Origin of the sequence: Streptomyces colonosanans, from assembly GCF_001866645.1 — a bacterium.
GTDB lineage: Bacteria > Actinomycetota > Actinomycetes > Streptomycetales > Streptomycetaceae > Streptomyces > Streptomyces colonosanans.
In genome coordinates this window covers 54,813-80,282 of sequence record NZ_MLYP01000092.1, presented here as the reverse complement: position 1 = coordinate 80,282, position 25,470 = coordinate 54,813, and the positions used below count along the sequence as shown (strand labels likewise).

Genomic DNA, 25,470 nt, shown 5'->3' with positions numbered 1-25,470 from the left:
CGGAAGCCCTCGTACTGGACGTACTTGGGCTTTCGTCGGGCGCGGCGAGAGTGCGTACCGGGCGTCGCGACGGGGCAAACGTTGCCTGCCGCGGCACTAGGGTGGGCGCATGACCAGCAAGACGGACGAGGCACTCGGGTACGAGCAGGCGCGGGACGAGTTGATCGAGGTCGTACGGCGCCTGGAGGCCGGAGGTACGACGCTGGAGGAGTCCCTGGCGCTGTGGGAGCGGGGGGAGGAACTGGCCAGGGTGTGCCGGACGTGGCTGGAGGGCGCCCGCAAGCGGCTCGACGCGGCGCTTGCCAAGGAGAGCGAGGAGGGTGCGGAGGGTTCCGGCTGATCCGGTTCCGCACCCGCATGACCAGCGGTTTCGCCACCTTCTTGCGCTGTGAGGTCGGTCACCGCGGGCCCGGTATTTGTTGAATCTTGAACCTTCTTCTCGTACTGTCGGATCCGTCAGCCGACTCCCGGATCGTCCCGGGGTCCGACGCACCACCCGAGAAAGTTCACGCATGCCCCTCGTTCTTGACCCCACCGCCCAGGACCTGCTGTTCCGCGAGGCCCACACCGCGAACGCCTTCACGGACGAGCCCGTGACCGACGAGCAGGTGCAGGCGATCTACGACCTGGTCAAGTACGGCCCGACCGCCTTCAACCAGACCCCGCTGCGCATCACGCTGGTCCGCTCCCCTCAGGCTCGTGAGCGCCTCGTGGGGCACATGGCCGAGGGCAACCAGGCCAAGACCGCCACCGCCCCGCTGGTCGCGATCCTCTCCGCGGACAACGAGTTCCACGAGGAGCTGCCGACCCTGTTCCCGGCCTTCCCGCAGGCCAAGGACGCGTTCTTCGCCGAGCGCCCGGTCCGTGAGGGCTCCGCCGCGCTGAACGCCGCCCTGCAGGCCGCGTACTTCATCGTCGGTGTCCGCGCCGCCGGTCTGGCCGCCGGCCCGATGACCGGGTTCGACGCCGAGGGCGTCCGCAAGGAGTTCCTGGACGACGACCACACGCCGCTGATGGTCGTGAACATCGGCAAGCCGGGCGAGAACGCCTCGTACCCGCGCTCCCCGCGCCTGGAGTTCGAGCAGGTCTTCACCACGGTCTGACCCGCACGCGTGCGAAGGGGCCCCCGGCAACAGCGCCAGGGGCCCCTTCGCACGGGCCGGGTCGAAAGGATGCACGATGCCTCCGAGGCATCACGCGTGGGGACGTCACGCCGTCCGCAGCGCCTCCGCCATCTTCGTCAGCTGCGCGAACGACGCCGTGCCGGTCACCAGCGTCGTGGAGCCGTTGTCCTTGAGCACGAGCGCGTCGTAGCGGCCGCCGGTGTAGCGCTGCCACGTCCGGCCGCCGATGTCCTGCGTGACCTTCGTCTCCTGGGCGCCCTGGGTGGCCGCCTCGATGAACAGGGACGGCTTCTGCGTCGACTGCTCGATCGCCACGTACTGGCCGTCGGGGTCCTGGAAACCGAGGTGCCAGGCGTCGGACGGCTCGGCCTCGAAGCGCACCGAGGTGGCCTTCCAGGAGTCGGGCAGGCCTTCGGGGGCCGCGATCGGGTAGGCCGCCGCGCGGCGCGCCGTGAGTACTTCGACCCGGTAGTCGACCCGCTTGAGATCGGGGGCACCATCACTGTGCGGGATGAAGAGATAGATTACGCCCGCCATCAGCCCGATCAGGGCGAGGGAGAGGACCATGTCCCGGACCGTCTTCTGCTTGCCTTTCGTACCTGCCACACCCTTATCGTCGCAGGTGCAGCGGTCTGCTCATCCGTGGGCCCCCCGGCTCATATTGTCTGCCCGGCGATAGAGTCGTGAAGCCACCCTCATCCGGCCGTCGTCGTACAGAAAGGTGCGCTCCGATGACCGAGAATCATCATTTGCCGTCCGAGCTCGAAGTTCCCTCCGAGGCCCCCGACCGCAACCTGGCCCTGGAGCTGGTCCGGGTCACCGAGGCCGCCGCGATGGCGGCGGGCCGCTGGGTCGGCCGCGGGGACAAGAACGGCGCCGACGGCGCCGCCGTACGCGCCATGCGGACCCTCGTCCACACCGTGTCGATGAACGGCGTCGTCGTCATCGGCGAAGGCGAGAAGGACGAAGCCCCGATGCTCTTCAACGGGGAGCGGATCGGTGACGGGACCGGCCCGGAGTGCGACATCGCCGTGGACCCGATCGACGGCACCACGCTCACCGCGAAGGGCATGCCGAACGCGATCGCGGTGCTCGCCGCCGCCGACCGCGGCACGATGTTCGACCCGTCCGCCGTCTTCTACATGGACAAACTCGTCACCGGCCCCGAGGCCGCCGACTTCGTCGACATCGACGCGCCCGTGTCGGTGAACATCCGCCGCGTCGCCAAGGCCAAGAAGTCCACGCCCGAGGACGTCACCGTCGTCATCCTCGACCGGCCGCGCCACGAGGGCCTCATCAAGGAGGTCCGGGATACCGGCGCACGGATCAAGCTGATCTCGGACGGCGACGTCGCCGGCTCGATCCTGGCGCTGCGCGAGGGCACCGGCATCGACCTGCTGCTCGGCGTCGGCGGTACGCCCGAGGGCATCATCTCGGCCTGCGCCGTGAAGTGCCTGGGCGGCACCATCCAGGGCAAGCTGTGGCCCAAGGACGACGAGGAGCGGCAGCGGGCCCTGGACGCCGGCCACGACCTCGACCGGGTACTGACCACGGACGACCTGGTCTCCGGCGAGAACGTCTTCTTCGTCGCCACCGGCATCACGGACGGCGAGCTGCTGCGCGGTGTGCGCTACCGGTCCGAGACGGCCACCACCGACTCGATCGTCATGCGCTCCAAGTCCGGCACGGTCCGCCGCATCGATTCCGTGCACCGGCTGAGCAAGCTGCGCGCGTACAGCGCGGTCGACTTCGACCGCGCCAAGTAGCGGCGGACGGGGTGCTGCGGGCATCCGAGGGGGTGCGCGCCGAAGGGCGGGAGCCCCGCGGGTCCGCTGCACGCCGCAATACGGGAAGGGGCGCCCTCTGTGCGGAGAGGGCGCCCCTTCCGTACGCATCCTTCAGCCGGCCGCCGCTATCGCCCCCCGTGCGGCCTTCCTGAGCTCCATGTCGCGGCGGCGGCGCCGGGCCAGCACCACACGTCGCTCGGCGGCGGTGAGGCCGCCCCACACGCCGTACGGCTCGGGCTGCAGCAGCGCATGCTCCCGGCACTCGACCATCACCGGGCAGCGCCCACAGACCCGCTTGGCGGCCTCCTCGCGGGACAGCCGGGCCGCGGTGGGCTCCTTGGAGGGGGCGAAGAACAGGCCGGCCTCGTCACGTCGACACACCGCCTCCGTGTGCCATGGGGCGTCCTGCTCCCTGTCGCGTACTGGCACCCGCTGGTGCGGAACGTCAGCGACCCGGGACGAATGCGGCGGTTGCAGCACGGTCTACTCCTGACGACGGCTTCGCGAGCGAGAGACGATGCAGCAAGGCCTACCCGCTGTGCGCACGCCTATGCACTGCGTTCCCAACCGCTGGACTTCCAGGGGGAGTTCATACCGTCGAAGCAGGATCGGTCCGGTTCGCAGACGACCGGATTCACAAGCGTCAACGGTCCAGGTGTTTGCGCAAAGCCCTGTCCACCTTGCTCGACACACGGTCGAGGATGTCCGCGACCAGCTTGCCCCGCTTGGGCTTCGCCTCGACATTCCCGAGGACGGCCAGCCCGTCCACGTAGACGACGGGGGCGTTCGGCTCACCCGAATCCAGCGGACTCACCTCGAAGTTGCCGAGTACGCCGCCGCCGGTGCCACGCAGCGAGATGTTCTCCGGGACGCGGATCTCCACATTGCCGAAGACCGAGATCGCCTTGATCAGGACCTGCTGGTGCTCGAATATCGCTTCACTCAGGTCGATCTCGACGGTGCCGAAGACCGCGTACGCGTGCATATGACGGCCGGGGCGCCAGCGCCCCCTGCGCACGGCACTGCTGAAGACCGCCACCACCCTCTCCTCGGGGTCGGCCGGTATCGCACCCGGGGTAGGCCGGCCGGCCGCCGGCACGGGGGCGGAAGGGGTGCGGCGCGAGTGGGCCGCGGGCAGGTCGCGGACGAACCGCTCCAGCTCACCGACCGTCTTGGCGCTCAGCACACCGTCGACGCGCTCGGCGTGCTCCTCGGCGGTGAGACGGCCCTCGGCCAGGGCCTCGCGCAGGATGTCGGCGATGCGGTCGCGGTCGGCGTCGGAACAGCGCAGTTCGGCCGGGGGCACGGGCCGCCGGTCCGCCGGGGCAGGGCTCTTGTGAAGGTCCACGACAGAAGCCTATCCAAACGCGATAGATCGCGACTAGCCCTCGGTCCGGCCTGTGGAACACCTCCCCCCTCACGAACCTCGAATCAGCCACCTGTCGAACTGAGCCCCACCTCACAAGCCCACCGCCGCCGTCAGGTCCTACGCTGGTGGGCGCTGCCAACGGAGGCCAGCCGCTGTCTGTCTAGTGAGGAATGGGCGATATGCCTGAGTTCGCGTACACCGATCTGCTTCCCACGGGAGAGGACACCACCCCGTACCGGCTGGTGACCTCCGAGGGGGTCTCCACCTTCGAGGCCGGCGGACGGACGTTCCTCAAGGTCGAGCCCGAGGCGCTGCGCAAGCTGGCCGAGGAGGCCGTCCACGACATCCAGCACTACCTGCGGCCCGCGCACCTGGCCCAGCTGCGGCGCATCATCGACGACCCGGAGGCGTCCGCGAACGACAAGTTCGTCGCGCTGGACCTGTTGAAGAACGCAAACATCGCCGCCGCGGGCGTCCTGCCCATGTGCCAGGACACCGGTACCGCGATCGTGATGGGCAAGCGCGGCCAGAACGTCCTCACCGAGGGAGAGGACGAGAAGGCGCTCTCCCGTGGCATCTACGACGCGTACACCAAGCTGAACCTGCGCTACTCGCAGATGGCTCCGCTCACCATGTGGGAGGAGAAGAACACCGGCTCGAACCTGCCGGCGCAGATCGAGCTGTACGCGACGGACGGCGGCGCCTACAAGTTCCTGTTCATGGCAAAGGGCGGCGGAAGCGCCAACAAGTCCTTCCTCTACCAGGAGACGAAGGCCGTCCTGAACGAGGCCTCCATGATGAAGTTCCTGGAGGAGAAGATCCGCTCGCTGGGTACGGCGGCCTGCCCGCCGTACCACCTGGCGATCGTCGTCGGCGGTACCAGCGCCGAGTACGCGCTGAAGACCGCGAAGTACGCCTCCGCGCACTACCTGGACGAGCTGCCGGCCGAGGGTTCCGAGCTGGGCCACGGCTTCCGGGACAAGGAGCTGGAGGACAAGGTCTTCGAGCTGACGCAGAAGATCGGGATCGGCGCGCAGTTCGGCGGCAAGTACTTCTGCCACGACGTACGCGTGGTCCGCCTCCCCCGCCACGGCGCGTCCTGCCCGGTGGCGATCGCGGTGTCCTGCTCCGCGGACCGCCAGGCGGTCGCGAAGATCACCGCCGAGGGCGTCTTCCTCGAGCAGCTGGAGACGGACCCCGCGCGCTTCCTGCCGGAGACGACCGACGCCGAGCTCACCAGCGGCTCCGCCGCGGGCCTGGAGCAGGACGGCGACGTCGTCAAGATCGACCTCAACCAGCCGATGGACGAGATCCTCGCGGAGCTGACGAAGTACCCCGTCAAGACCCGGCTCTCGCTCACCGGTCCGCTGGTCGTGGCCCGCGACATCGCGCACGCCAAGATCAAGGAGCGGCTGGACGCGGGCGAGGAGATGCCGCAGTACCTGAAGAACCACCCGGTGTACTACGCGGGTCCGGCCAAGACGCCCGAGGGCTACGCGTCCGGCTCCTTCGGACCGACGACGGCCGGCCGCATGGACTCCTACGTCGAGCAGTTCCAGGCGGCGGGCGGCTCCAAGGTGATGCTTGCGAAGGGCAACCGCAGCAAGCAGGTCACCGACGCGTGCGACGCCCACGGCGGCTTCTACCTCGGCTCGATCGGCGGCCCCGCCGCCCGCCTCGCCCAGGACTGCATCAAGAAGGTCGAGGTCGTCGAGTACGAGGAACTCGGCATGGAGGCCGTCTGGAAGATCGAGGTGGAGGACTTCCCGGCGTTCATCGTGGTGGACGACAAGGGGAACGACTTCTTCACCTCGCGGGAACCGGAGCAGCCGACGTTCACCAGCATCCCCGTGCGGGGTCCTGGCCTCGGCTGACCGGGCAGCAGCACCCGTGGAGAGCCCCTGGCGAGGTCTTGGGTTCTAGTGGTCATCGCAACACCCCAGTTCAAGGGGTGCGATGGACTTCGAGATCCGCAAGGACCAAAAGCCGCAGGGACGGAAGAAGCCGACCCGTGAGCGGGCGGCATACTTCCAGCTCATGCAGCAGGGCTACAGCAGCAGGGAAGCCTGCCGGATCGTCGGCATCGACGTCCGGACCGGCAAGACGTGGCGCAACGGCCGCCACGCCCACAAGGGCCGTGAGAAGGCGGCGCCTCCGATCTACCAGGAGGCGCCGCCTTCATCCGGTCCGTCGCGCTACCTGGGCTAGGCTGACCGCATTCACATAGCCGACCGGCTGCGGGAGAAGGCCACCCTCCGCGCCATCACCACCGAGCTGGGCCGCAGCCCATCCACCATCAGCCGCGAGATCCGTCGCAATCGGCACCCGGTCAATGGCCAGTACCGGCCTTACGCCGCCCAGGCCCGCGCGGACGCCCGCCGGCCACGCCCCAAGCCCGGGAAGATCGGCCAGAACCCCGAACTGCGGGACTTCATCCAGCGTCACCTGGACATATGGTGGAGCCCCGAGCAGATCTGCCAGGCTCTGCGGGCACAGCTCCCCGCCGGCCGGAGATGCACGTGGCCCACGAAACGATCTACCAGGCCCTCTACGTCCAGGGCCGGGGCGAGCTGCGCCGCGAACTGGCCAAGGCTCTGCGCACCGGCCGCACCCGCCGCAGGCCCCACCGCCAGGCCGCCTGCCGGCAGCCGCGGTTCTCCACCCCGATGATCATGATCAGCGAGCGTCCGGCGAGGCCGAAGACCGGGCCCTGCCCGGCCACTTGGGAAGGCGCCATCGTTAACCCTTTCGGTCCCGTGCGTTACATCTGTAGAGTCTTTGATCATCCCGGGCGCCGATTCGCCATGCCTGTGACGCATCTGTGAATCCGTTCGACCCGGTTCCACCACTTACCCCTGGGGGGGCTTTGTCTTCTGTGGAACCCACCCGGCCTGTCCCCGCGCGCCCGAAGCGCGCGCGGCGGATCGCGGCTTGCACCGCTCTTGTTCTCTCGGCCGGCATGCTGCTGGCCGCCCCGGCTTCGGCCGATGACACACCCGCACCGCACCGCACCGTGACCGAGAGGCCCACCTCCTCGACGGGACTGCGGCCGACCCTGACGCTCCCGAAGCACACCGCCCAGAAGGCGAGGGCGGCAGCGGTGGAGGGTTCGGTCGTTCCGGCGAAGCCCCGTGCGGACTTCGACGGTGACGGCTACTCCGACCTGATCTACCGGACGTACGGCTCCGAACTGGTCATCTCGCCGAGCAACGCCACGGCGGATGCACCGTTCGACATTCCCGACAAGGTTCCGACCGCATACAAGGACATCATCGCGATCGGCGACCAGACGGGTGACGGAGTCGCGGATGTCCTGACCCTGTCTCCGTACGGCTCTCTCTCGTTCCATGCGGGCGGCTCCGTGGCCGGTACCGGCCACGCGTCCTGGACCGGCAAGGGCTGGCAGATCTACAACAAGGTCTTCTCGCCGGGTGACCTGACCGGCGACGGACGGTCCGATCTGCTGGCTCGCACGCCCTCGGGCGAGCTGTACCTGTACCCGGCCACCGGCAACACGACCACAGCCCCGTTCGCCGCACGGGTCCTGGTCGGCAAGGGCTGGGGCACGTACGACCAACTCGTGGGGGCGAACGACGTCAACGGGGACGGCATCGCCGATCTCTATGGCCGGACCGTCTCCGGCGACCTGTTCTTCTACGCGGGCACCGGCTCCAAGGCGGCCCCGTTCGCGCAACGCGTCCTGACCGGTCGTGGCTGGAAGGTCTACAACCAGATCATCGGCGTCGACGATCTGGACGGGGACGGCCGCGGTGACCTGCTCGGCCGCACGGCGAGCGGTACGGTCTACGTCTATCTCGCCACCGGCAACGGCGGCGAACTCGCGCCACGCGTCGAGGGCGGCTCCGGTCTGAACGTGGCGTCGCTCCTCGCCGGCGCCGGTGGCAACCCGGACTTCGGCAAGAACGACCTTCTCGGGCTCGACACCAAGGGCACGCTCTGGGCCTACTGGTCGCTGAACAACGGCACCCTGAGTCCGCGCTACAAGATGAGCGACGACGGCGGCTGGAAGGGTGCCAAGCCCCTCTACGTCTCCTCGCTCGACGAGAACGCCATGGTCGATCTGCTGGAGGTGTTCGACGGCGGCGTCTACAACCACAGCTACTCGCCGAACGACGTTCCCAAGATCGGCAGCAGCTGGGGCAGCTACAACATCACGGTCGGCCCCGGCGACCTGACCGGCGACGGAAAGGGCGACCTGCTGACCCGCGACAGCGCCGGCTACCTGTACGTCCACCCCGGCAACGGCACGGGCAGAGGTTTCGGTGCCCGCGTCAAGGTCGGCGGCGGCTGGAACACGTACAACGTGATCGTCGGCTCCGGTGACTTCACCGGTGACGGCCGTGCCGACATAGTGGCCCGCAACGCCGCGGGCACGCTCTACATGTACCGGGGTACGGGCGACGTGAACCGGCCGTTCCTGCCGCCGTTCCCCGTCGGCAACGGCTGGAACACCTACACCAAGCTGGCCACGCCCGGCGACATCAACGGGGACGGCAAGGCCGACCTCCTCGGTGTCGACCGCAATGGCAGCCTCTACCTCTACACCTCGAACGGCAGCGGCCAGTTCACCGCCCCGGTCAGGATCGGCGGCGGCTGGAGCACGTACTCCATCCTGAACTGATCAGCGGCGCGTCATCGCACGGGAGGGCCCTGCCACCGGCAAATACCTGGTGCCAGGGCCCTTGATGCCGATCTCGAATTTTCCCCGGTGTCCCTCTGGCCCAGTCGTCGGCCCGCTCGTTGAACCAGGGACCGAGGCCCGGTCTCCGGAAGGGGTGCGTGGGTCGATGCCCTCGGTCACTGAGCCCCGGCACCGGAACAACTCCCCCCTCCCCCGCGCTGTACCCGGTATGAGCGAATACCGCATCGAGCACGACTCCATGGGTGAGGTGCAGGTCCCCGTCCACGCCAAGTGGCGGGCGCAGACTCAGCGGGCCGTGGAGAACTTCCCCATCTCCGGACAGCGGCTCGAGCGCGCGCACATCGAGGCGCTCGCGCGCATCAAGGGTGCCGCCGCCAAGGTCAACGCGGAGCTCGGCGTGCTCGACAAGGAGCTCGCCGAGGCCATCCAGGAGGCCGCCGCCGAGGTCGCCGAAGGGCGGTGGGACGAGCAGTTCCCCATCGACGTCTTTCAGACCGGGTCCGGGACCTCGTCCAACATGAACGCCAACGAGGTCATCGCCACGCTCGCCGGTGAGCGGCTCGGACGCGAGGTGCACCCCAATGACCACGTCAACGCGTCCCAGTCCTCCAACGACGTCTTCCCGTCCAGCATCCACATCGCCGCCACCTCCGCCGTCACCCGCGACCTCGTCCCCGCCCTCGAACACCTCACCGCCTCCCTCGAACGGAAGGCCGGTGAGTTCGCCGATGTCGTGAAGTCGGGCCGGACCCACCTCATGGACGCCACCCCCGTCACACTCGGCCAGGAGTTCGGTGGATACGCCGCCCAGGTGCGGTACGGCGTCGAGCGGCTGACGGCCTCGCTGCCGAGGCTCGCCGAGCTGCCGCTGGGCGGCACCGCGGTCGGGACCGGGATCAACACCCCGCCCGGCTTCTCCGCCGCCGTCATCGCCGAGGTCGCCCGGGCCACCGGACTGCCGCTCACCGAAGCCCGCGACCACTTCGAGGCCCAGGGCGCCCGGGACGGGATCGTCGAGATCAGCGGGCAGCTCAGGACCATCGCGGTCGGGCTGACCAAGATCTCCAACGATCTGCGCTGGATGGCCTCCGGCCCGCGCACCGGGCTCGCCGAGATCGCCCTCCCCGACCTGCAGCCCGGCTCCTCGATCATGCCGGGCAAGGTGAACCCCGTCATCCCCGAGGCCGTCCTCATGGTCGCCGCCCAGGTCATCGGGAACGACGCGACCATCGCCACCGCCGGCGCCTCCGGCAACTTCGAGCTCAACGTCATGCTGCCAGTGATCGGCAAGAACGTGCTCGAGTCCGTGCGACTGCTCGCCAATGTCTCGCGACTGCTCGCCGACCGCACCGTCGACGGCATCGTCGCCCACCGCGAACGCGCCCGCGAATACGCCGAGTCCTCGCCCTCCGTCGTCACCCCGCTCAACAAGTACATCGGGTACGAGGAGGCCGCCAAGGTCGCCAAGAAGGCGCTCGCCGAACGCAAGACGATCCGTCAGGTCGTCCTGGAATCCGGACATGTGGAGCGCGGCGACCTCACGGTCGAGCAACTCGACGAGGCACTGGACGTCCTGCGGATGACACATCCGTAGCGTGAGACCCGCCCCCTGCACCCGAGCGAACCGAGATACCCGCGCCCGAGCGAACCGCGACGCCCACGGCAGCGTCGTATGCCTGGGGCACCTAAAATCTGCGCATGGCAGAGGGCGGAGCGGTGAGACGAGTGGAGACGGGCGGGTCCGTGGCGCACTGGACCCCCGGGGACCAGATCCTGTGGCGGTACCGGGAGAACGCCGGTGAGCGCTTCCACATCGCACGCCCCGTGACCGTCGTGCGAGACGACTCCGAGCTGCTCGCCGTCTGGCTGGCTCCCGGTACCCAGTGCGTCAAGCCCGTCCTGTTCGACGGCAGGCCGGTGCACACCGAGCCGCTGGAGTCCCGCTACACCACGCCGCGGACCGTGCAGCGCGACCACTGGTTCGGCACCGGCGTGCTCAAGCTGGCACGGCCCGGCGATCCCTGGTCGGTGTGGCTGTTCTGGGAGCCGGGCTGGCGGTTCAAGAACTGGTACGTCAACCTGGAGGCACCGCTGGCCCGCTGGGCCGGCGGGGTCGACTCCGAGGACTACTTCCTGGACATCTGCGTCTATCCGGACCGCAGTTGGGGCTGGCGCGACGAGGACGAGTTCGCGCAGGCCCAGCGGGACGGCCTGATGGACGCTCGGCTCGCCGACCGGGTGAGGGGGGCCGGACAGTCCGCCATGGAGGTGATCAGCGCATGGGGACCGCCGTTCGCGGACGGCTGGCAGCACTGGCGCCCGGATCCGTCCTGGGCGGTGCCGCCTCTGCCGGAGGACTGGAACCGTACGCCCGCGTACATGACCTCATGAGACCCTTGTTGCGCCCCCGCGGTACAACCGTAGGATCTTCCTCCGCAAGGGCGTACAGCAACTCCCGCAGTATGTGCCGAGCTTGACCAGACGTCATCGAGGGGCGGCAGGACGTGAGCGAGGGGTACGAGGGCCACACTCCCGGCCGGCCGGCCGGTGGATCATGGACCGTGTGTGACCGCGCGGGAATTCCGTTCCTGGGGCACGTATTCCGGGTATCGGCATTTCTGCGGGACGAACTGCACGCACGGCGTGCAGCCCCGGACGGATGGATTCGACAGGCGTGACGGAGCACCCGACCTCCCATGAGCGCCCCCAGCCGGGCGTAGGCCCCACGGAGCCCCGCGGGGCGCTCCTGCGTACCCCCGAGCCGCCGCAGACCTCTCCGGCCACGGCGTTACCCGCTCAGCCCCGGTCGGGCGACACGCCCGCCGCGCCGGTGCCCTGCGCCCAGCACGAACCGTCCGGGAACCAGGGCGGCACGTCCGCCCCGCCGCCCGCGGCGGACGGCACCGAGCACTCCCAGCCCGCCACCGACGAGTCCGGTGCCGACAAGCCCGGCACGCACCGGCCGCGCCCCGCTTCCGAAGGCATTCCTGCCCAGCAGAACGGCGGCGAGGACCGTCCCGCCGCCCCGCCCGGCGGCAAGGACCGGCGCACCGGCCAGTCGCCGCCGAGCGGCCCCATGCCCATGCGGCGCGACGGGGACCGGCTGCGCTTCGTGGGCGCCGCGACCCGGCGGATCGCCCGCGGTATCGATCTCGACGAAATCGTGATGGGCCTGTGCCGGGCCACCGTGCCGACCTTCTCGGACGCGATCCTCGTCTATCTGCGCGACCCGCTGCCCGTGGGCGACGAGCGGCCCACCGGGCCGTTGGTGCTGCGGCTGCGGCGCACCGACCGGATCCCGCAGGACCGGGACCTGGAGGACGGGATCCTGCCGGTGCCGGCAGCGGAGCCCTCGGGCCTCGCGGCGCGGAGCAACGAACTGTGCGAGGTGCGGCCCGGTGGCGCGCTCGCCGAGGTGCTGCGCGGAGTACGGCCCGTGTTCGCGGACGCTCCCTCCGCCCGTGCCGCGCTGCCCGAGTTGCTCGGCGACGACCTCCCGATCCCCGCGGGCCGGCGCGCGATCCTCGCGCCGCTGCGGGGCCGCCGCCGGGTCATCGGCGCCGCGCTGTTCCTGCGCCGCCCGGAGCGCATGGCCTTCGAGGCGGACGACCTGCTGGTCGCCGCCCAGCTCGCCACGCACAGCGCTCTCGGCATCGACAAGGCGGTGCTGTACGGCCGCGAGGCGTACATCGCGGACGAGTTGCAGCGGACGATGCTGCCGGAGACCCTGCCGAATCCGACGGGTGTACGGCTGGCGTCCCGTTATCTTCCGGCCGCCGAGACCGCGCGGGTCGGCGGCGACTGGTACGACGCGATTCCGCTGCCGGGCAGCCGGGTGGCGCTGGTGGTCGGTGACGTCATGGGCCACTCCATGACCTCCGCCGCGATCATGGGGCAGCTGCGGACGACGGCCCAGACGCTCGCCGGTCTCGACCTGCCGCCGCAGGAGGTGCTGCACCATCTCGACGAGCAGGCCCAGCGGCTCGGCACCGACCGCATGGCGACCTGCCTGTACGCGGTGTACGACCCGGTCTCGCACCGGATCACCATCGCGAACGCCGGGCACCCGCCGCCGGTCCTGCTGCACCTGGGTGGCCGGGCCGAGGTGCTGCGGGTACCGGCCGGCGCCCCCATCGGCGTGGGCGGGGTGGACTTCGAGGCGGTGGAGCTGGACGCACCGGCCGGGGCGACCCTTCTGCTGTACACCGACGGGCTCGTCGAGTCGCGTCTGCGGGACGTGTGGACCGGTATAGAGCAGTTGCGGGAGAAGCTCGCCGCGACCGCCCGGCTGACCGGCATCGACCACCCGCCGCCGCTGGAGGCGCTGTGCGACGAGGTGCTCGACATGCTCGGTCCCGGCGACCGTGACGACGACATCGCACTGCTGGCCGCCCGCTTCGACGGGATCGCGCCGAGCGATGTCGCGTACTGGTTCCTGGAGCCGGAGGACGCGGCCCCGAGCCGGGCCCGGCGGCTGGCCCGCAGGGCGCTTGCCCGCTGGGGCATGGAGGAGCTGACGGACTCGGTCGAGCTGCTGGTCAGCGAGGTGGTGACCAATGCCGTGCGCTATGCGTCACGGCCGGTCACGCTGCGGCTGCTGCGCACCGAGGTGCTGCGCTGCGAGGTCGGTGACGACGTACCGCAGCTGCCGCGCCTGAGGCAGGCGCGGGCCACGGACGAGGGCGGGCGCGGTCTCTACCTGGTCAACCGGCTGGCCCGGCGCTGGGGCGCGACCCGGCTGAGCACCGGAAAGGTGGTCTGGTTCGAGCTGAACCGCGGCTGAGGGCGGGCGTGGTCTCTACCTGGTCAACCGGCTGGCCCGGCGCTGGGGCGCGACCCGGCTGAGCACCGGAAAGGTGGTCTGGTTCGAGCTGAACCGCGGCTGAGGGCGGCCCCGGAGCCTGCCCTTGCGCCGAGTCCGGAGGGGAATCGGAAGGGGATCCCGAAGGTAACCCCGAATCGGTTCCCGAATTGGATCCCGTCCAAAAGTTGCCGATATCCCGTTGCCGGAGTTGACTGCTGGGGTGAGCGAAGCGACCTGACCGACTCTCTCAGTCTTGACGGGAGGACGCTCGTGGCCCAGGCACCCCAGCAGGTTCCTTACACCACCACCAACTCCGGGATCCCGGTCGAGAGCGATGAGCACTCGCTGACCGTGGGATCCGACGGCCCCATCCTGCTCCAGGACCACTACCTGATCGAGAAGATGGCCCAGTTCAACCGGGAGCGGGTCCCCGAGCGGGTGGTGCACGCCAAGGGCAGTGGCGCGTACGGGATCTTCGAAGTCACTAATGATGTCAGCCAGTTCACCAAGGCTGACCTGTTCCAGCCCGGGAAGCGCACGGAGATGCTGGCGCGCTTCTCGACCGTGGCGGGCGAGCAGGGCTCCCCCGACACCTGGCGCGACCCGCGTGGTTTCGCGCTCAAGTTCTACACGGAGTACGGAAACTACGACATGGTCGGCAACAACACGCCGATCTTCTTCATCCGTGATCCGCAGAAGTTCCAGGACTTCATCCGCTCCCAGAAGCGCCGCCCCGACAACGGGTTGCGCGACAACAACATGCAGTGGGACTTCTGGACCCTCTCCCCCGAGTCCGCGCACATGGTGACGTGGCTCATGGGGGACCGCGGCATCCCGAAGACGTACCGCAACATGAACGGGTACTCCTCCCACGCCTACATGTGGGTCAACGGCGGCGGCGAGAAGTTCTGGGTCAAGTACCACATCAAGACCGACCAGGGCATCGACTTCCTCACCCAGGAGGAAGCGGACCGCCTCGCGGGCGAGGAGCCCGACGTCCACCGCCGGGACCTGTTCCAGGCGATCGAGCGCGGCGACCACCCGTCCTGGACGGTCCGTGTGCAGGTGATGCCGTTCGACGACGCGCCGGACTACCGTTTCAACCCGTTCGACCTGACCAAGGTGTGGCCGCACGGCGACTACCCGCTGATCGAGGTCGGCCGGATGACCCTCAACAAGAATCCGGAGAACTATTTCGTCCACATCGAGCAGGCCGCGTTCGAACCGTCCAACATGGTGCCGGGCATCGGCCCGTCCCCGGACAAGATGCTGCTCGGCCGGCTCTTCTCGTATCCGGACACGCACCGCTACCGCATCGGTCCGAACTACACGCAGCTGCCGCCCAACCGGCCGCACTCGCAGGTGCGCTCGTATGCCAAGGACGGCCCGATGCGCTACGAGCCCGCGCGCACCGGCGCCCCGTACGCGCCCAACTCGTACGGCGGCCCGGACGCGGACACCGACCGGTTCGGCGACATCGCGGGCTGGCAGACGGCCGGCGAGATGGTCCGCGAGGCCACCAGGCTGCACAGCGAGGACGACGACTTCGGCCAGGCGGGCACCATGGTCCGCCAGGTACTGGACGACGCGGCCCGCGACCGGCTGGTCTCCAACATCACCGGCCATCTGAAGAACGGCGTCAGCCGACCCGTCCTGGACCGCGCGCTGCAGTACTGGCGCAACGTCGACAAGAAGCTCGGCGACCGCATCGCCCACAACATCAACGGCGGCTGAACGGGCCCGCTTCCGGTACGCCCCTGTCCCATGCAGAACGGGACAGGGGCGCTCGGTCTTCCGGTGACACGAGGGGTGCCCGGCGGCCAGGCCGCCGGGCACCCCTCGTGTCATTCCTTGTTGTTCGGTTTGTTCGGTTTGTTCGGTTTGAGCGGGTCAGTCGGGTTGTCCGGCGTCGAGGTCGGCGAGGTCTCCGGTGTCGTCGGAGCCTCCGTCGTCGGCGTCTGCTCCGTCGGCGGCTCCGTGGTCGGCGTCGACGACGACGGCGTGTGCGTCGGCGGCTCGGACGTCGGCGACTGCGTGGCCGGCGTCGTCGGCGGCTCCGTGGTCGGCGACTGCGTGATCGTCGGCGGCTGCGTGGTCGGCTGGACCGCCGCGCCCTGCGTGGTCTCCAGGTCGAACTTGCTGACCTCGCCCATCGCCCCGAAGGTGTACGCGGCCCAGATCTGCGCCGGGTAGCCGCCTCCGTTGACGCGGCCCTTGCCCGGGAGGAGGCCCGTGGCGCCGGTCAGGGTGACCTGCTTGTGCGGCGGATTCGCACCCTCGCCGAACAGGCCGACCGAGGTGACGAGGTCCGGCGTGTAGCCCGTGAACCAGGCGGACTTGTTGTTGTCGGACGTACCCGTCTTGCCGGCGACCTGCTGGCCGTTGCGCGCCGGGTTGTCGCGCACCGACACCCGGGCCGTACCGTCGTCGACCACGCCGGTGAGCACCGAGGTGACCGTGTCGGCGGCCTCGCGGCTGATGACCTCGTCGCCGACCGGGTTCGGGAAGGTGACCGTGCGGTCCTTGTGCTCGGCCGACTTGACGACCGCCGGGGTGACCTTCCTGCCGTGGTTGTCGAGGGTCGCGTAGATGCCGGCCATCTCCAGCGGGCTCGCGCCCATGGTGCCGAGGGTCTGCGCGGGCACGGCGGGCAGACCCTTGGTGTCCATGCCGAGCGAGTTCGCGACCTTCAGCACGTTGTCCATGCCGACGTCGACGCCCATCTGCGCGAAGACGGAGTTCACGGACTTGTTCATCGCCGTCTGGACGGTGATGTCGCCGTAGTTCTGGTCGTCCTCGTTCGGTGGGGCGAATCCGATCTCGCTGCCCTTGACCGGGCGACCGCTCGTGCCGTCGTAGATCGTGTTCGGGTTGATCGCCCGGCCGTCCTGCGTCTTGGCCTCCTCCTCCAGGGCGGCCGCGAGGATCAGCGGCTTGAAGGTGGAGGCGGGCTGGTAGTCGCGGCGGGTCGCGTTGTTGATGTAGTGCTTGACGTAGTTCTCGCCGCCGTAGAGCGCGACGACCTTGCCCGTCTTCGGATCGACGGACGCGGCACCGGCCTGGACGTCACCGTCGACGGGGCGCTTGTGCGGGTCCAGCTTGCTGGTGAGCGTGTCCTTGACGGCCTGCTCCAGCTGGGTCTGTTTCTTCTTGTCGATGTTCACCGTGATGGTCCAGCCGCCCGCCGTCACCATCGCCTCGGCGTCACCGAGGTTGGAGGCGGTGCCCTGGGCGACGAGCTGCCGCTCCAGAGCCGCGTTGGCCGCACTCACCAGGTAGCCGGTCTGCCCCTCCATGCCGGGCGCCGCCTTGGGCGTCTTCGGCACCGGGAACTTCATGGCCTGGCGCTTGCCGGCGTCCAGCCAGTGCTGCTCGACCATGTTGTTCAGGACGTAGTTCCAGCGTTCCTGGACCAGCTTCTTGCCCGTGTCGCTGGCGATCGCCCAGTCGTACTGGTTCGGCGCCTGGAGCAGCGCCGCCAGGTATGCGCCCTCCTCGACCGTGAGGTCCTTGGCGTCCTTGCGGTAGTACGCCTGCGCGGCGGCCTGGATGCCGTAGGCACCGCGGCCGTAGTAGCTGGTGTTGATGTAGCCCGCGAGTATGTAGTCCTTGGACTTCTGGCGGTCCAGCTTCAGCGAGATGACCAGTTCCTTCAGCTTGCGCGAGACGGTCTGGTCCTGGTTCAGGTAGTAGTTCTTGACGTACTGCTGGGTGATCGTCGAACCGCCCTGCGCGCCCTTGCCGGAGAGGGTGTTGAGCAGACCACGGGTCGTGCCCTTCAGGTCGACGCCGGAGTCCGTGTAGAAGCTCTTGTTCTCGGCCGCGACGAAGGTGCGCTGGACGTCCTTGGGGATGCTGGCGAGGTCGACGTTCTCGCGGTTGAGCTTGCCGGTGCGGGCGAGCATCGAGCCGTCGCTGTACTTGTACACGTTGCTCTGCTGCTGGGCCGTGGCGTTGCCCGCCGGGATGTCGATCAGCATGTACATCACGACGAACGCGCCCATGCCGAGCAGCACGAGGCCGAACAGCGAGCCGAGAACGCTCTTCCAGGTGAAGAACCTGCGTATACCGCTCTTCCCGCTCTTGCCGCGCGCCGCGGCCCTGGTGCCGGCCGGTGCGGAGCCGACCGTCCCGGGCGAGCGCCTGGGCGTCGCGCGGCGGCCACCGCCCTGTCGCGCTCGTCTCTCGTCCGCTCGTCCCATGAGTCGATCCGCTCCGCTCCGCTCTCAGGTGTCACATAGGGCACACGCCAGCTCAGAAAGCTAACACCGCCTTGTATGACAAAGGGCTCCCGATCCCGCCTTTTACGGACGTGACAAACAGCACCTGCCTCACCGGAACCGACCACCGGGAGGAGCGGAAGGTTGCCCGGCCCGGTAAAGTGTTATCACTTAGCTAGCCATTGCAGCACGAACCGGGGGGACACTCATGTCGTCACAGGACGCTTCCGCCACCACCGACATACCGGCGATGCCCGCTCCGCGGGTCCGGGAGTTCACGGCGCACAGCATCGGCGGTGGGCTTGCGCTGCTGCTCGGGCTGGCCGGGCTGGCGCTGAGTGCCGGACTGACGGTCGTCGGCGCGATGGCCGGCGCGCCCGGGGTCAAGGCCGCACTGATCACCGTCGGCGTCCTGACCGGTCTCGCCGCGTTCATCTCGATGTGCGGCCTGAACATGGTCGCGCCGGGCGAGGCCCGGGTCGTCCAGCTCTTCGGGCGCTACCGGGGCACGATCCGGCAGGACGGGCTGCGCTGGGTGAACCCGTTCACCTCCCGTACGAAGATCTCGACCCGCGTCCGCAACCACGAGACCGCCGTCCTCAAGGTCAACGACGCCTACGGGAACCCGATCGAGCTGGCCGCGGTGGTGGTCTGGAAGGTCGAGGACACCGCGCAGGCCACCTTCGAGGTGGATGACTTCCTGGAGTTCGTCTCCACGCAGACCGAGGCGGCCGTGCGACACATCGCCATCGAGTACCCGTACGACGCCCACGAGGAGGGCGGGCTCTCACTGCGGGGCAACGCGGAGGAGATCACCGAGAAGCTCGGCATCGAACTGCACGCGCGCGTGGAGGCCGCCGGGGTGCGGATCATCGAGTCGCGCTTCACGCATCTCGCGTACGCTCCCGAGATCGCCTCGGCGATGTTGCAGCGGCAGCAGGCCGGCGCGGTGGTCGCCGCGCGGCGCGAGATCGTCGACGGTGCGGTGGGGATGGTCGAGGCGGCGCTCGCCCGGATCGCCGAGCAGGACATCGTGGAACTGGACGAGGAACGGAAGGCGGCGATGGTGTCGAACCTGATGGTGGTGCTGTGCGGGGACAGGGCGCCGCAGCCCGTCCTCAACACGGGGTCCCTCTACCAGTGACGGCTCCCTCCGAGGGCCCGGCCCCCCGACGTCGGCCGCAGCAGCGCAAGCAGGTGCTGCTGCGGCTCGATCCGCTGGTGTACGAGGCGCTGGCGCGCTGGGCGTCGGACGAGCTGCGCTCGGCCAACGCCCAGATCGAGTTCCTGCTGCGCAGGGCACTGGCCGACGCGGGGCGCCTGCCGGGCGGCACGAAGCCGATCCCCCGCCGCGGGCGCCCGCCGGCTTCCGAGGATCCCGAGGCATAGCCACCGGCCGGGGCTCCGGCCCCGGTCGCCGGCGGAGACCGCACACCCGCCGCACTCCCGCGCCCCGGCCCTCAGCGGTGACCGCACACCCTCCACGCTCCCGCCCCGCGGTTCCGGCCGGGCAGGCGGGAGCAGAGGCAGCGAAAGAACTGTGACATTGGGCCCTACCAGCAAAAACGCGCCCTCATCACGCTCTATACGCACCCTGTATACACACCATGTATACACCGTGTGTAGAGTGCTCCCATGTCCATCGGTCACACCCTCCTGGGACTCCTGGAGTCCGGGCCTCGTCATGGTTACGACCTGAAGCGGGCCTTCGACGAGAAGTTCGGTCACGACCGGCCGTTGCACTACGGCCAGGTCTACTCGACGATGTCCCGACTGCTGAAGAACGGCTTCGTCGAAGTCGACGGGATCGAGACGGGCGGCGGCCCCGAACGCAAGCGCTACGCCATCACCGAGGCCGGCATCACGGATGTCGAGCAGTGGCTGGCCACCCCCGAGAAGCCCGAGCTGTACCTCCAGTCGACCCTCTACACCAAGGTCGTCCTGGCCCTGCTCACCCACCGCGACGCCGCCGACATCCTCGACACCCAGCGCGCCGAGCATCTGCGCAGCATGCGGATCCTGACCGAACGCAAGCGCAGGGGCGACCTGGCGGACCAGCTGATCTGCGACCACGCCCTGTTCCATCTGGAGGCCGACCTGCGGTGGCTCGAGCTCACCGCCGCGCGCCTCGACAAGCTCCGTGAGGCGGTAACCCGGTGACTCCTCCCCCTGGCGCCCTGCTGGCGGCCGACAACCTGCGCAAGGCCTACGGCCCGACCAACGCGCTGGACGGCGCCGAGTTCTCCATTCACCCCGGCGAGGTCGTCGCCGTCATGGGTCCCTCCGGCTCCGGCAAGTCCACGCTGCTGCACTGCCTCGCCGGGATCGTCACGCCCGACTCCGGCTCGATCACCTACGACGGCCGTGAGATGTCCACCATGTCCGACGCCCAGCGCAGCGCGCTTCGGCGCTCGGAGTTCGGGTTCGTCTTCCAGTTCGGTCAGCTCGTGCCCGAGCTGACCTGTGTGGAGAACGTGGCCCTGCCGCTGCGCCTGAACGGCACCCCGCGCAAGGCGGCCGAGCGCGCCGCGCTCTCCTGGATGCAGCGGCTGGAGGTCGACGACCTGGGCCGGAAGCGGCCGGGCGAGGTGTCCGGCGGTCAGGGCCAGCGGGTCGCCGTCGCCCGCGCGCTGGTCACCGACCCGCGCGTGCTGTTCGCCGACGAGCCGACCGGCGCGCTCGACTCCCTCAACGGCGAGCGCGTGATGGAACTGCTCACGGACGCCGCCCGGTCCACCAACGCCGCCGTCGTGCTCGTCACGCACGAGGCACGGGTGGCCGCGTACTCCGACCGCGAGATCGTCGTGCGCGACGGGAAGTCCCGGGACATGGAGCGCGCCATATGAGCGTGCGCCAGTGGGCCCGCGATCTGCGCATGGGGGCCAAGTTCGCCTTCACCGGCGGGCGCGAGGGCTGGATCCGGGTGCTGCTGACGGCCGTCGGCGTGGGGCTCGGCGTGGCACTGCTGCTGCTGACGACCGCGATCCCGAGCGCGCTGACGGCACGGGAGCAGCGGGGCAATGCCCGCGCGGACTACCCGTCCCACTACGACAACCCCGAGCGGCCGAAGACCGACAACACCCTGGTGATCGCCAAGCTCGACACGACCTACGACAACAAGAACGTCCGCGGCCGGCTGGTGCAGCCCGACGGGCCGCGGGCTACGCTCGCGCCCGGCCTGACGAAGTACCCGGCCGCCGGCGACATGATCGTCTCCCCCGCGCTGAGGGAACTGCTCGACTCCAGTGACGGAAAGTTGCTGCGCGAGCGGCTTCCGTACCGGGTGGTGGGGACGATCGGCGAGAGCGGACTCATCGGCTCGCAGGAACTCGCCTACTACGCCGGCGCGGACGACCTGGAACAGCGCATCGGCAAGGATTGGGAGGTGGCCCGGCTCGACGCGTTCGGAGCCACGGACCAGACGTCCACGAGGTTGGACCCGGTACTGATCCTGCTGGTCCTGGTCGTCTTCGTGGTGCTGCTGACGCCGGTGGCGGTGTTCATCGCCGCGGCCGTGCGGTTCGGCGGAGAGCGGCGCGACCGCAGGCTGGCCGCACTGCGCCTGGTCGGCTCCGACAGCCGGATGACCCGCCGGATCGCGGCGGGCGAGGCACTGTCGGGCTCGCTGCTCGGACTGGTCTTCGGCACGGTCTTCTTCCTGATCGGCCGTGAGGCCGCCGGTTCGGTCCAGATCCAGGACATCAGCGTGTTCCCCGGCGACCTCAACCCCACGCCCGCGCTGGCAGCGCTGGTCGCGGTCGCCGTCCCGGCGGCCGCGGTGCTGGTCACCCTGCTCGCGATGCGCGGGGTGGTCATCGAGCCGCTCGGCGTGGTCCGCACGGCCAAGCCCGCGCGGCGCCGACTGTGGTGGCGGCTGCTGCTGCCGCTGGCCGGACTGGCCATGCTCTACCCGATGTTCGGCCAGGGCCGCGACCAGGGGAACTTCAACCAGCTCCTGGTGATCGGTGGCATCCTGCTGCTGCTGGCCGGCGTGACCGCCCTGCTGCCCTGGGTCGTGGAGGCGGTCGTCGGGCGCCTCGGCGGGGGCGGGGTGGCTTGGCAACTGGCCGTACGGCGGCTGCAAATGAGCAGTGGAATGGCAACCCGCCCGGTGAACGGCATCGCGGTCGCGGTGGCCGGGGCGATCGCCCTGCAGATGCTCTTCGCGGGCATCGAGGGCGACTACACCAAGGACACCGGGAAGGACCTCGACCGGGCGCAGATGCAGGTGAATACAACGCCCGGGATCCCGCTCGCCCCGGTCACCGAGAAGTTCGCCGCCCTCAAGGGCGTACGTAAGGTCACGGCGCTCGGTATCGGCAGTATGGGCAACATCAGTTGGCGCTCCGCCGACGGACCCCAGCGCATGGTCCAGGTCGCCATCGGCGACTGCGCGGCGCTGCGCGAGACAGCGGACCTGCCCTCCTGCCACGACGGTGACGTCTTCGCCCTGCGCAGCAGCCGGAACGACGGCGGCGACACCAAGGTGTTGGCGAAGCCCGGCCGGACGCTGCACCTGGGCACCTCCGAAGTCTCGGGCACCGCCCTCGACGTGAAGTGGACGGTGCCGCAGGACCTGAAGCACGCCCGTGTCATCAAGGACCCCAACGGCATGGAGCGCGAAGGCTTCCTGATGACACCGAGCGCACTGCCGGCCCAGGCCTCCGGGGCGCTCAGCGGAGAGATCTACCTCTCCCTCGACGAGTCCGTGCCGTACGTCAAGGAGCAGGTGCGCAACACGGCGGTGACCGCGGACCTGTTCGCGAACACGACGGTCTGGGCGTCCACCGAGCAGTCCACGAAGTTCGTCAAGATCCGCATCGGCCTGCTCATCGGCGTCACCTGTGTGCTGCTGCTGATCGGCGCGAGCCTGCTGGTGTCGCAACTGGAGCAGCTGCGCGAGCGCAAGAAGCTGCTGTCCGCGCTGGTCGCCTTCGGCACCCGGCGGCGCACCCTGAGTCTGTCGGTGCTGTGGCAGACGGCCATCCCGATCACGCTGGGTCTGCTGTTGGCCTCGGCCGTGGGGCTGACGCTGGGGGCGGTGCTGCTGAAGATGACGGCCGAGACGGTGAGCGTCCACTGGCCGAGCGTGCTGAGCATGGTCGGCATCGGCGCGGGAGTCGTGCTGCTGGTGACGCTGTGCAGCCTTCCGCCGCTGCTGCGGCTGATGCGGCCGGACGGTCTGCGCACCGAGTAGTCGCCGGCCGCGCGTGCGGGCCCCCGCCGGGGAGGGGCCCGCACGCGCGCCTCAGGTCGACGCTTCGGCGTCCAACACCCGTACGGGCAGCGGCCGGAGCGCTCCGCGGAGCGCCTCGGCCAGTTCCGTGTACTCCGCCGCCCGCGCGGCGCCCGCGCGCATGGCGAGGGCGATGCGCCGGGTCGGCGCCGGGGCCGCGAAGGAGCCGGTGAGCAACTGGTCGCTGCGGGTGGTCTCCACCTTCAGGGCGGTACGCGGCAGCAGGGTGACGCCGAGTCCGCCGGCGACGAACTGGACGAGGGTGGACAGTCCGGCAGCGGTCGTGGTCACCGGCGCGTCCCGCCGGCCGGCCTCGCGGCAGATGTCGAGGGCCTGGTCGCGCAGGCAGTGCCCCTCGTCGAGGAGCAGCAGGTTCAGCTCGCGCAGCACGTCGCGGGGTATGCCCTCCTGCCCGCCGAGCCGGTGGTCGAGCGGGGTGACGAGCACGAAGTCCTCGTCGAAGAGCGGGAGTTCGACGACGCCCGGCACTCCCAGGGGCACGGCGAGCAGCAGCAGGTCGAGACGGCCGCTGGTGAGACCGTCGAGCAGGCTGGCGGTCTGCTCCTCATGGACCTGGAGGTCGAGCTGCGGATAGCGGTCGTGGACGAGCCTGAGGACGGTGGGCAGGAGGTACGGTGCGACGGTCGGGATCACGCCGAGCCGCAGCGCCCCGGTGAAGGGGGCCCGGACGGCCTCGGCCTCCTCCATGAGCGCGCCGACCTCGTCCAGCACCGCCTTGGCCCGGACGGCGAGGCGCTCGCCGGCGGGCGAGAGGAGCACCTTGCGGGTGGTGCGCTCGAGGAGCGTGACACCGAGGACCTCCTCCAGGGCGGAGACGGCACCCGACAGCGCGGGCTGGCTCATGCCGATGGCCGCGGCGGCGTCCCGGAAGTGGAGGTGCTCGGCGACGGCGGAGAAGGCGCGCAGCTGGGCGAGACTGGGCTGACGGCGCCCGTGGGTCCTGGGCCCGGCCATGGGCGTACTCCTTACTTACAGTCACTGATAGACATCACCGATCAACATGACCAAGTGTAGCTATTTCCCGAATCAATGCACCTGTGTCAGGATCGATGTAGTCCAACCCATTGAGAAACGCCTTGAGACCGGGGTGTTTCTTCGCTGCAAGGAGAGCACGTGCTCACTGTCGGTGACAAGTTCCCCGAGTTCGAACTGACCGCCTGCGTCTCGCTGGAGAAGGGCAAGGAGTTCGAGCAGATCAACCACAAGACCTACGAGGGCAAGTGGAAGATCGTCTTCGCCTGGCCCAAGGACTTCACCTTCGTGTGCCCGACCGAGATCGCCGCGTTCGGCAAGCTGAACGAGGAGTTCGCCGACCGTGACGCCCAGGTCCTCGGCTTCTCCGGTGACTCCGAGTTCGTGCACCACGCCTGGCGCAAGGACCACGCGGACCTGCACGACCTGCCGTTCCCGATGATGGCGGACTCGAAGCACGAGCTGATGCGCGCCCTGGGCATCGAGGGTGAGGACGGCTTCGCGCAGCGTGCGGTCTTCATCGTGGACCAGAACAACGAGATCCAGTTCACCATGGTGACCGCCGGCTCCGTCGGCCGTAACCCCAAGGAGGTCCTGCGGGTCCTGGACGCCCTGCAGACCGACGAGCTGTGCCCGTGCAACTGGAGCAAGGGCGACGAGACCCTCGACGCGGTCAAGCTGCTGGCCGGTGAGTGAGTCGTGTCCCTCGACTCCCTGAAGTCCGCCGTCCCGGACTACGCCAAGGACCTGAAGCTCAACCTGGGTTCGGTCATCGGTAACTCCGACCTCCCGGCGCAGCAGCTGTGGGGCACCGTGCTGGCCACGGCGATCGCGTCGCGCTCGCCGATCGTGCTGCGCGAGCTGGAGCCCGAGGCGAAGGCGAACCTCACGCCGGAGGCGTACACCGCGGCGAAGTCCGCGGCCGCCATCATGGCGATGAACAACGTCTTCTACCGCACGCGCCACCTGCTGTCGGACCACGAGTACGGCACCCTGCGCGCGGGTCTGCGGATGAACGTCATCGGCAACCCCGGCGTCGAGAAGGTCGACTTCGAGCTGTGGTCGTTCGCGGTGTCGGCGATCAACGGCTGCGGCATGTGCCTGGACTCGCACGAGCAGGTGCTGGTCAAGGCGGGCATGTCCCGTGAGACCGTCCAGGAGGCCTTCAAGATCGCTTCGGTGATCCAGGCCGTCGGCGTGACGCTGGACGCGGAGGCGGTCCTCGCGGAGTAGTCCGCGACCGCAACCCATCGGCCCCCGTCCACCTCAGGGTG

Annotated in this window: 21 protein-coding genes and 1 pseudogene; 17 read left to right on the top strand and 5 right to left on the bottom strand. The window is 69.4% G+C overall.

Annotated elements, in window-relative coordinates:
• Positions 1 to 109: 109 nt before the first annotated feature.
• Positions 110 to 340 carry an exodeoxyribonuclease VII small subunit gene (locus BIV24_RS28710; RefSeq protein WP_071369383.1) on the top strand — a complete coding sequence of 77 codons (231 nt, stop codon included), beginning with the start codon at positions 110 to 112 and terminating at the stop codon, positions 338 to 340.
• Between the two features lie 172 nt (positions 341 to 512).
• Positions 513 to 1,103, top strand: coding sequence for a malonic semialdehyde reductase (locus BIV24_RS28705; protein ID WP_071369382.1), 591 nt, complete (start codon positions 513 to 515; stop codon positions 1,101 to 1,103).
• 105 nt (positions 1,104 to 1,208) lie between these two features.
• On the opposite strand, the gene BIV24_RS28700 is transcribed toward BIV24_RS28705, so the two are convergent.
• A complete protein-coding gene (locus tag BIV24_RS28700; RefSeq protein WP_071369381.1) occupies positions 1,209 to 1,730 on the bottom strand; it encodes a DUF4245 domain-containing protein in 522 nt (173 codons plus the stop codon).
• A gap of 125 nt (positions 1,731 to 1,855) precedes the next feature.
• Between BIV24_RS28700 and glpX the strand changes: the two genes are divergently transcribed.
• Positions 1,856 to 2,890: a class II fructose-bisphosphatase gene (gene glpX / locus BIV24_RS28695; protein WP_071369380.1), complete on the top strand. Its 1,035-nt coding sequence runs from the start codon at positions 1,856 to 1,858 to the stop codon at positions 2,888 to 2,890.
• 132 nt (positions 2,891 to 3,022) lie between these two features.
• Here glpX and BIV24_RS28690 read toward each other — a convergent pair whose 3' ends face one another.
• Positions 3,023 to 3,391 carry a WhiB family transcriptional regulator gene (locus BIV24_RS28690; protein ID WP_079168604.1) on the bottom strand — a complete coding sequence of 123 codons (369 nt, stop codon included), beginning with the start codon at positions 3,389 to 3,391 and terminating at the stop codon, positions 3,023 to 3,025.
• Positions 3,392 to 3,554: 163 nt separating this feature from the next.
• Positions 3,555 to 4,259, bottom strand: a complete 705-nt coding sequence (locus tag BIV24_RS28685) for a DUF1707 SHOCT-like domain-containing protein (RefSeq protein WP_071369378.1) — start codon at positions 4,257 to 4,259, stop codon at positions 3,555 to 3,557.
• 191 nt (positions 4,260 to 4,450) lie between these two features.
• On the opposite strand from BIV24_RS28685, the gene BIV24_RS28680 reads away from it, so the two are divergent.
• The 7 genes and pseudogenes from BIV24_RS28680 (at position 4,451) to BIV24_RS28650 (ending at position 15,481) form a co-directional block, all read left to right on the top strand.
• Positions 4,451 to 6,154 carry a fumarate hydratase gene (locus BIV24_RS28680; protein WP_107459779.1) on the top strand — a complete coding sequence of 568 codons (1,704 nt, stop codon included), beginning with the start codon at positions 4,451 to 4,453 and terminating at the stop codon, positions 6,152 to 6,154.
• Positions 6,155 to 6,236: 82 nt separating this feature from the next.
• Positions 6,237 to 7,021: pseudogene (locus BIV24_RS36595) on the top strand (IS30 family transposase); the annotation flags it as partial.
• 272 nt (positions 7,022 to 7,293) lie between these two features.
• Complete coding sequence (locus tag BIV24_RS28670) at positions 7,294 to 8,922, top strand: FG-GAP repeat domain-containing protein (protein ID WP_342745292.1); 1,629 nt, start codon at positions 7,294 to 7,296, stop codon at positions 8,920 to 8,922.
• A gap of 229 nt (positions 8,923 to 9,151) precedes the next feature.
• A complete protein-coding gene (locus BIV24_RS28665) occupies positions 9,152 to 10,537 on the top strand; it encodes a class II fumarate hydratase (RefSeq protein ID WP_071369375.1) in 1,386 nt (461 codons plus the stop codon).
• 104 nt (positions 10,538 to 10,641) lie between these two features.
• Positions 10,642 to 11,334, top strand: coding sequence for a cytidylyl-2-hydroxypropylphosphonate hydrolase (gene fomD, locus BIV24_RS28660; protein WP_079168602.1), 693 nt, complete (start codon positions 10,642 to 10,644; stop codon positions 11,332 to 11,334).
• Positions 11,335 to 11,602: 268 nt separating this feature from the next.
• A complete protein-coding gene (locus tag BIV24_RS28655; protein ID WP_071369373.1) occupies positions 11,603 to 13,726 on the top strand; it encodes a SpoIIE family protein phosphatase in 2,124 nt (707 codons plus the stop codon).
• Positions 13,727 to 14,017: 291 nt separating this feature from the next.
• Positions 14,018 to 15,481: a catalase gene (locus BIV24_RS28650; RefSeq protein WP_071369372.1), complete on the top strand. Its 1,464-nt coding sequence runs from the start codon at positions 14,018 to 14,020 to the stop codon at positions 15,479 to 15,481.
• A gap of 110 nt (positions 15,482 to 15,591) precedes the next feature.
• Here BIV24_RS28650 and BIV24_RS28645 read toward each other — a convergent pair whose 3' ends face one another.
• Complete coding sequence (locus BIV24_RS28645; protein WP_071369371.1) at positions 15,592 to 17,949, bottom strand: transglycosylase domain-containing protein; 2,358 nt, start codon at positions 17,947 to 17,949, stop codon at positions 15,592 to 15,594.
• A 226-nt stretch (positions 17,950 to 18,175) separates the two neighbouring features.
• Here BIV24_RS28645 and BIV24_RS28640 point away from each other — a divergent pair, with 226 nt between their 5' ends.
• The 5 genes from BIV24_RS28640 (at position 18,176) to BIV24_RS28620 (ending at position 23,164) form a co-directional block, all read left to right on the top strand.
• Positions 18,176 to 19,111: an SPFH domain-containing protein gene (locus BIV24_RS28640; RefSeq protein ID WP_071369370.1), complete on the top strand. Its 936-nt coding sequence runs from the start codon at positions 18,176 to 18,178 to the stop codon at positions 19,109 to 19,111.
• Positions 19,108 to 19,356: a type II toxin-antitoxin system antitoxin gene (locus BIV24_RS28635; RefSeq protein ID WP_071369369.1), complete on the top strand. Its 249-nt coding sequence runs from the start codon at positions 19,108 to 19,110 to the stop codon at positions 19,354 to 19,356. The genes BIV24_RS28640 and BIV24_RS28635 overlap by 4 nt, the downstream gene beginning before the upstream one ends.
• 246 nt (positions 19,357 to 19,602) lie before the next feature.
• On the top strand, positions 19,603 to 20,127 hold the full coding sequence (locus BIV24_RS28630) for a PadR family transcriptional regulator (RefSeq protein ID WP_071369368.1): 525 nt from the start codon (positions 19,603 to 19,605) through the stop codon (positions 20,125 to 20,127).
• Positions 20,124 to 20,813, top strand: coding sequence for an ABC transporter ATP-binding protein (locus BIV24_RS28625; protein ID WP_071369367.1), 690 nt, complete (start codon positions 20,124 to 20,126; stop codon positions 20,811 to 20,813). Before BIV24_RS28630 ends, BIV24_RS28625 begins: the two co-directional genes overlap by 4 nt.
• The gene (locus BIV24_RS28620) at positions 20,810 to 23,164 is read left to right on the top strand and encodes an ABC transporter permease (protein WP_071369366.1); all 2,355 of its coding nucleotides are present in this window, start codon (positions 20,810 to 20,812) and stop codon (positions 23,162 to 23,164) included. The genes BIV24_RS28625 and BIV24_RS28620 overlap by 4 nt, the downstream gene beginning before the upstream one ends.
• 51 nt (positions 23,165 to 23,215) lie before the next feature.
• Here the strand turns inward: BIV24_RS28620 and BIV24_RS28615 are convergent, their stop codons facing one another.
• Complete coding sequence (locus tag BIV24_RS28615) at positions 23,216 to 24,178, bottom strand: LysR substrate-binding domain-containing protein (protein ID WP_071369365.1); 963 nt, start codon at positions 24,176 to 24,178, stop codon at positions 23,216 to 23,218.
• A gap of 159 nt (positions 24,179 to 24,337) precedes the next feature.
• Here BIV24_RS28615 and BIV24_RS28610 point away from each other — a divergent pair, with 159 nt between their 5' ends.
• Positions 24,338 to 24,892, top strand: a complete 555-nt coding sequence (locus BIV24_RS28610) for a peroxiredoxin (protein WP_071369364.1) — start codon at positions 24,338 to 24,340, stop codon at positions 24,890 to 24,892.
• Between the two features lie 3 nt (positions 24,893 to 24,895).
• A complete protein-coding gene (locus tag BIV24_RS28605; protein WP_071369363.1) occupies positions 24,896 to 25,429 on the top strand; it encodes an alkyl hydroperoxide reductase in 534 nt (177 codons plus the stop codon).
• Positions 25,430 to 25,470: the final 41 nt, after the last annotated feature.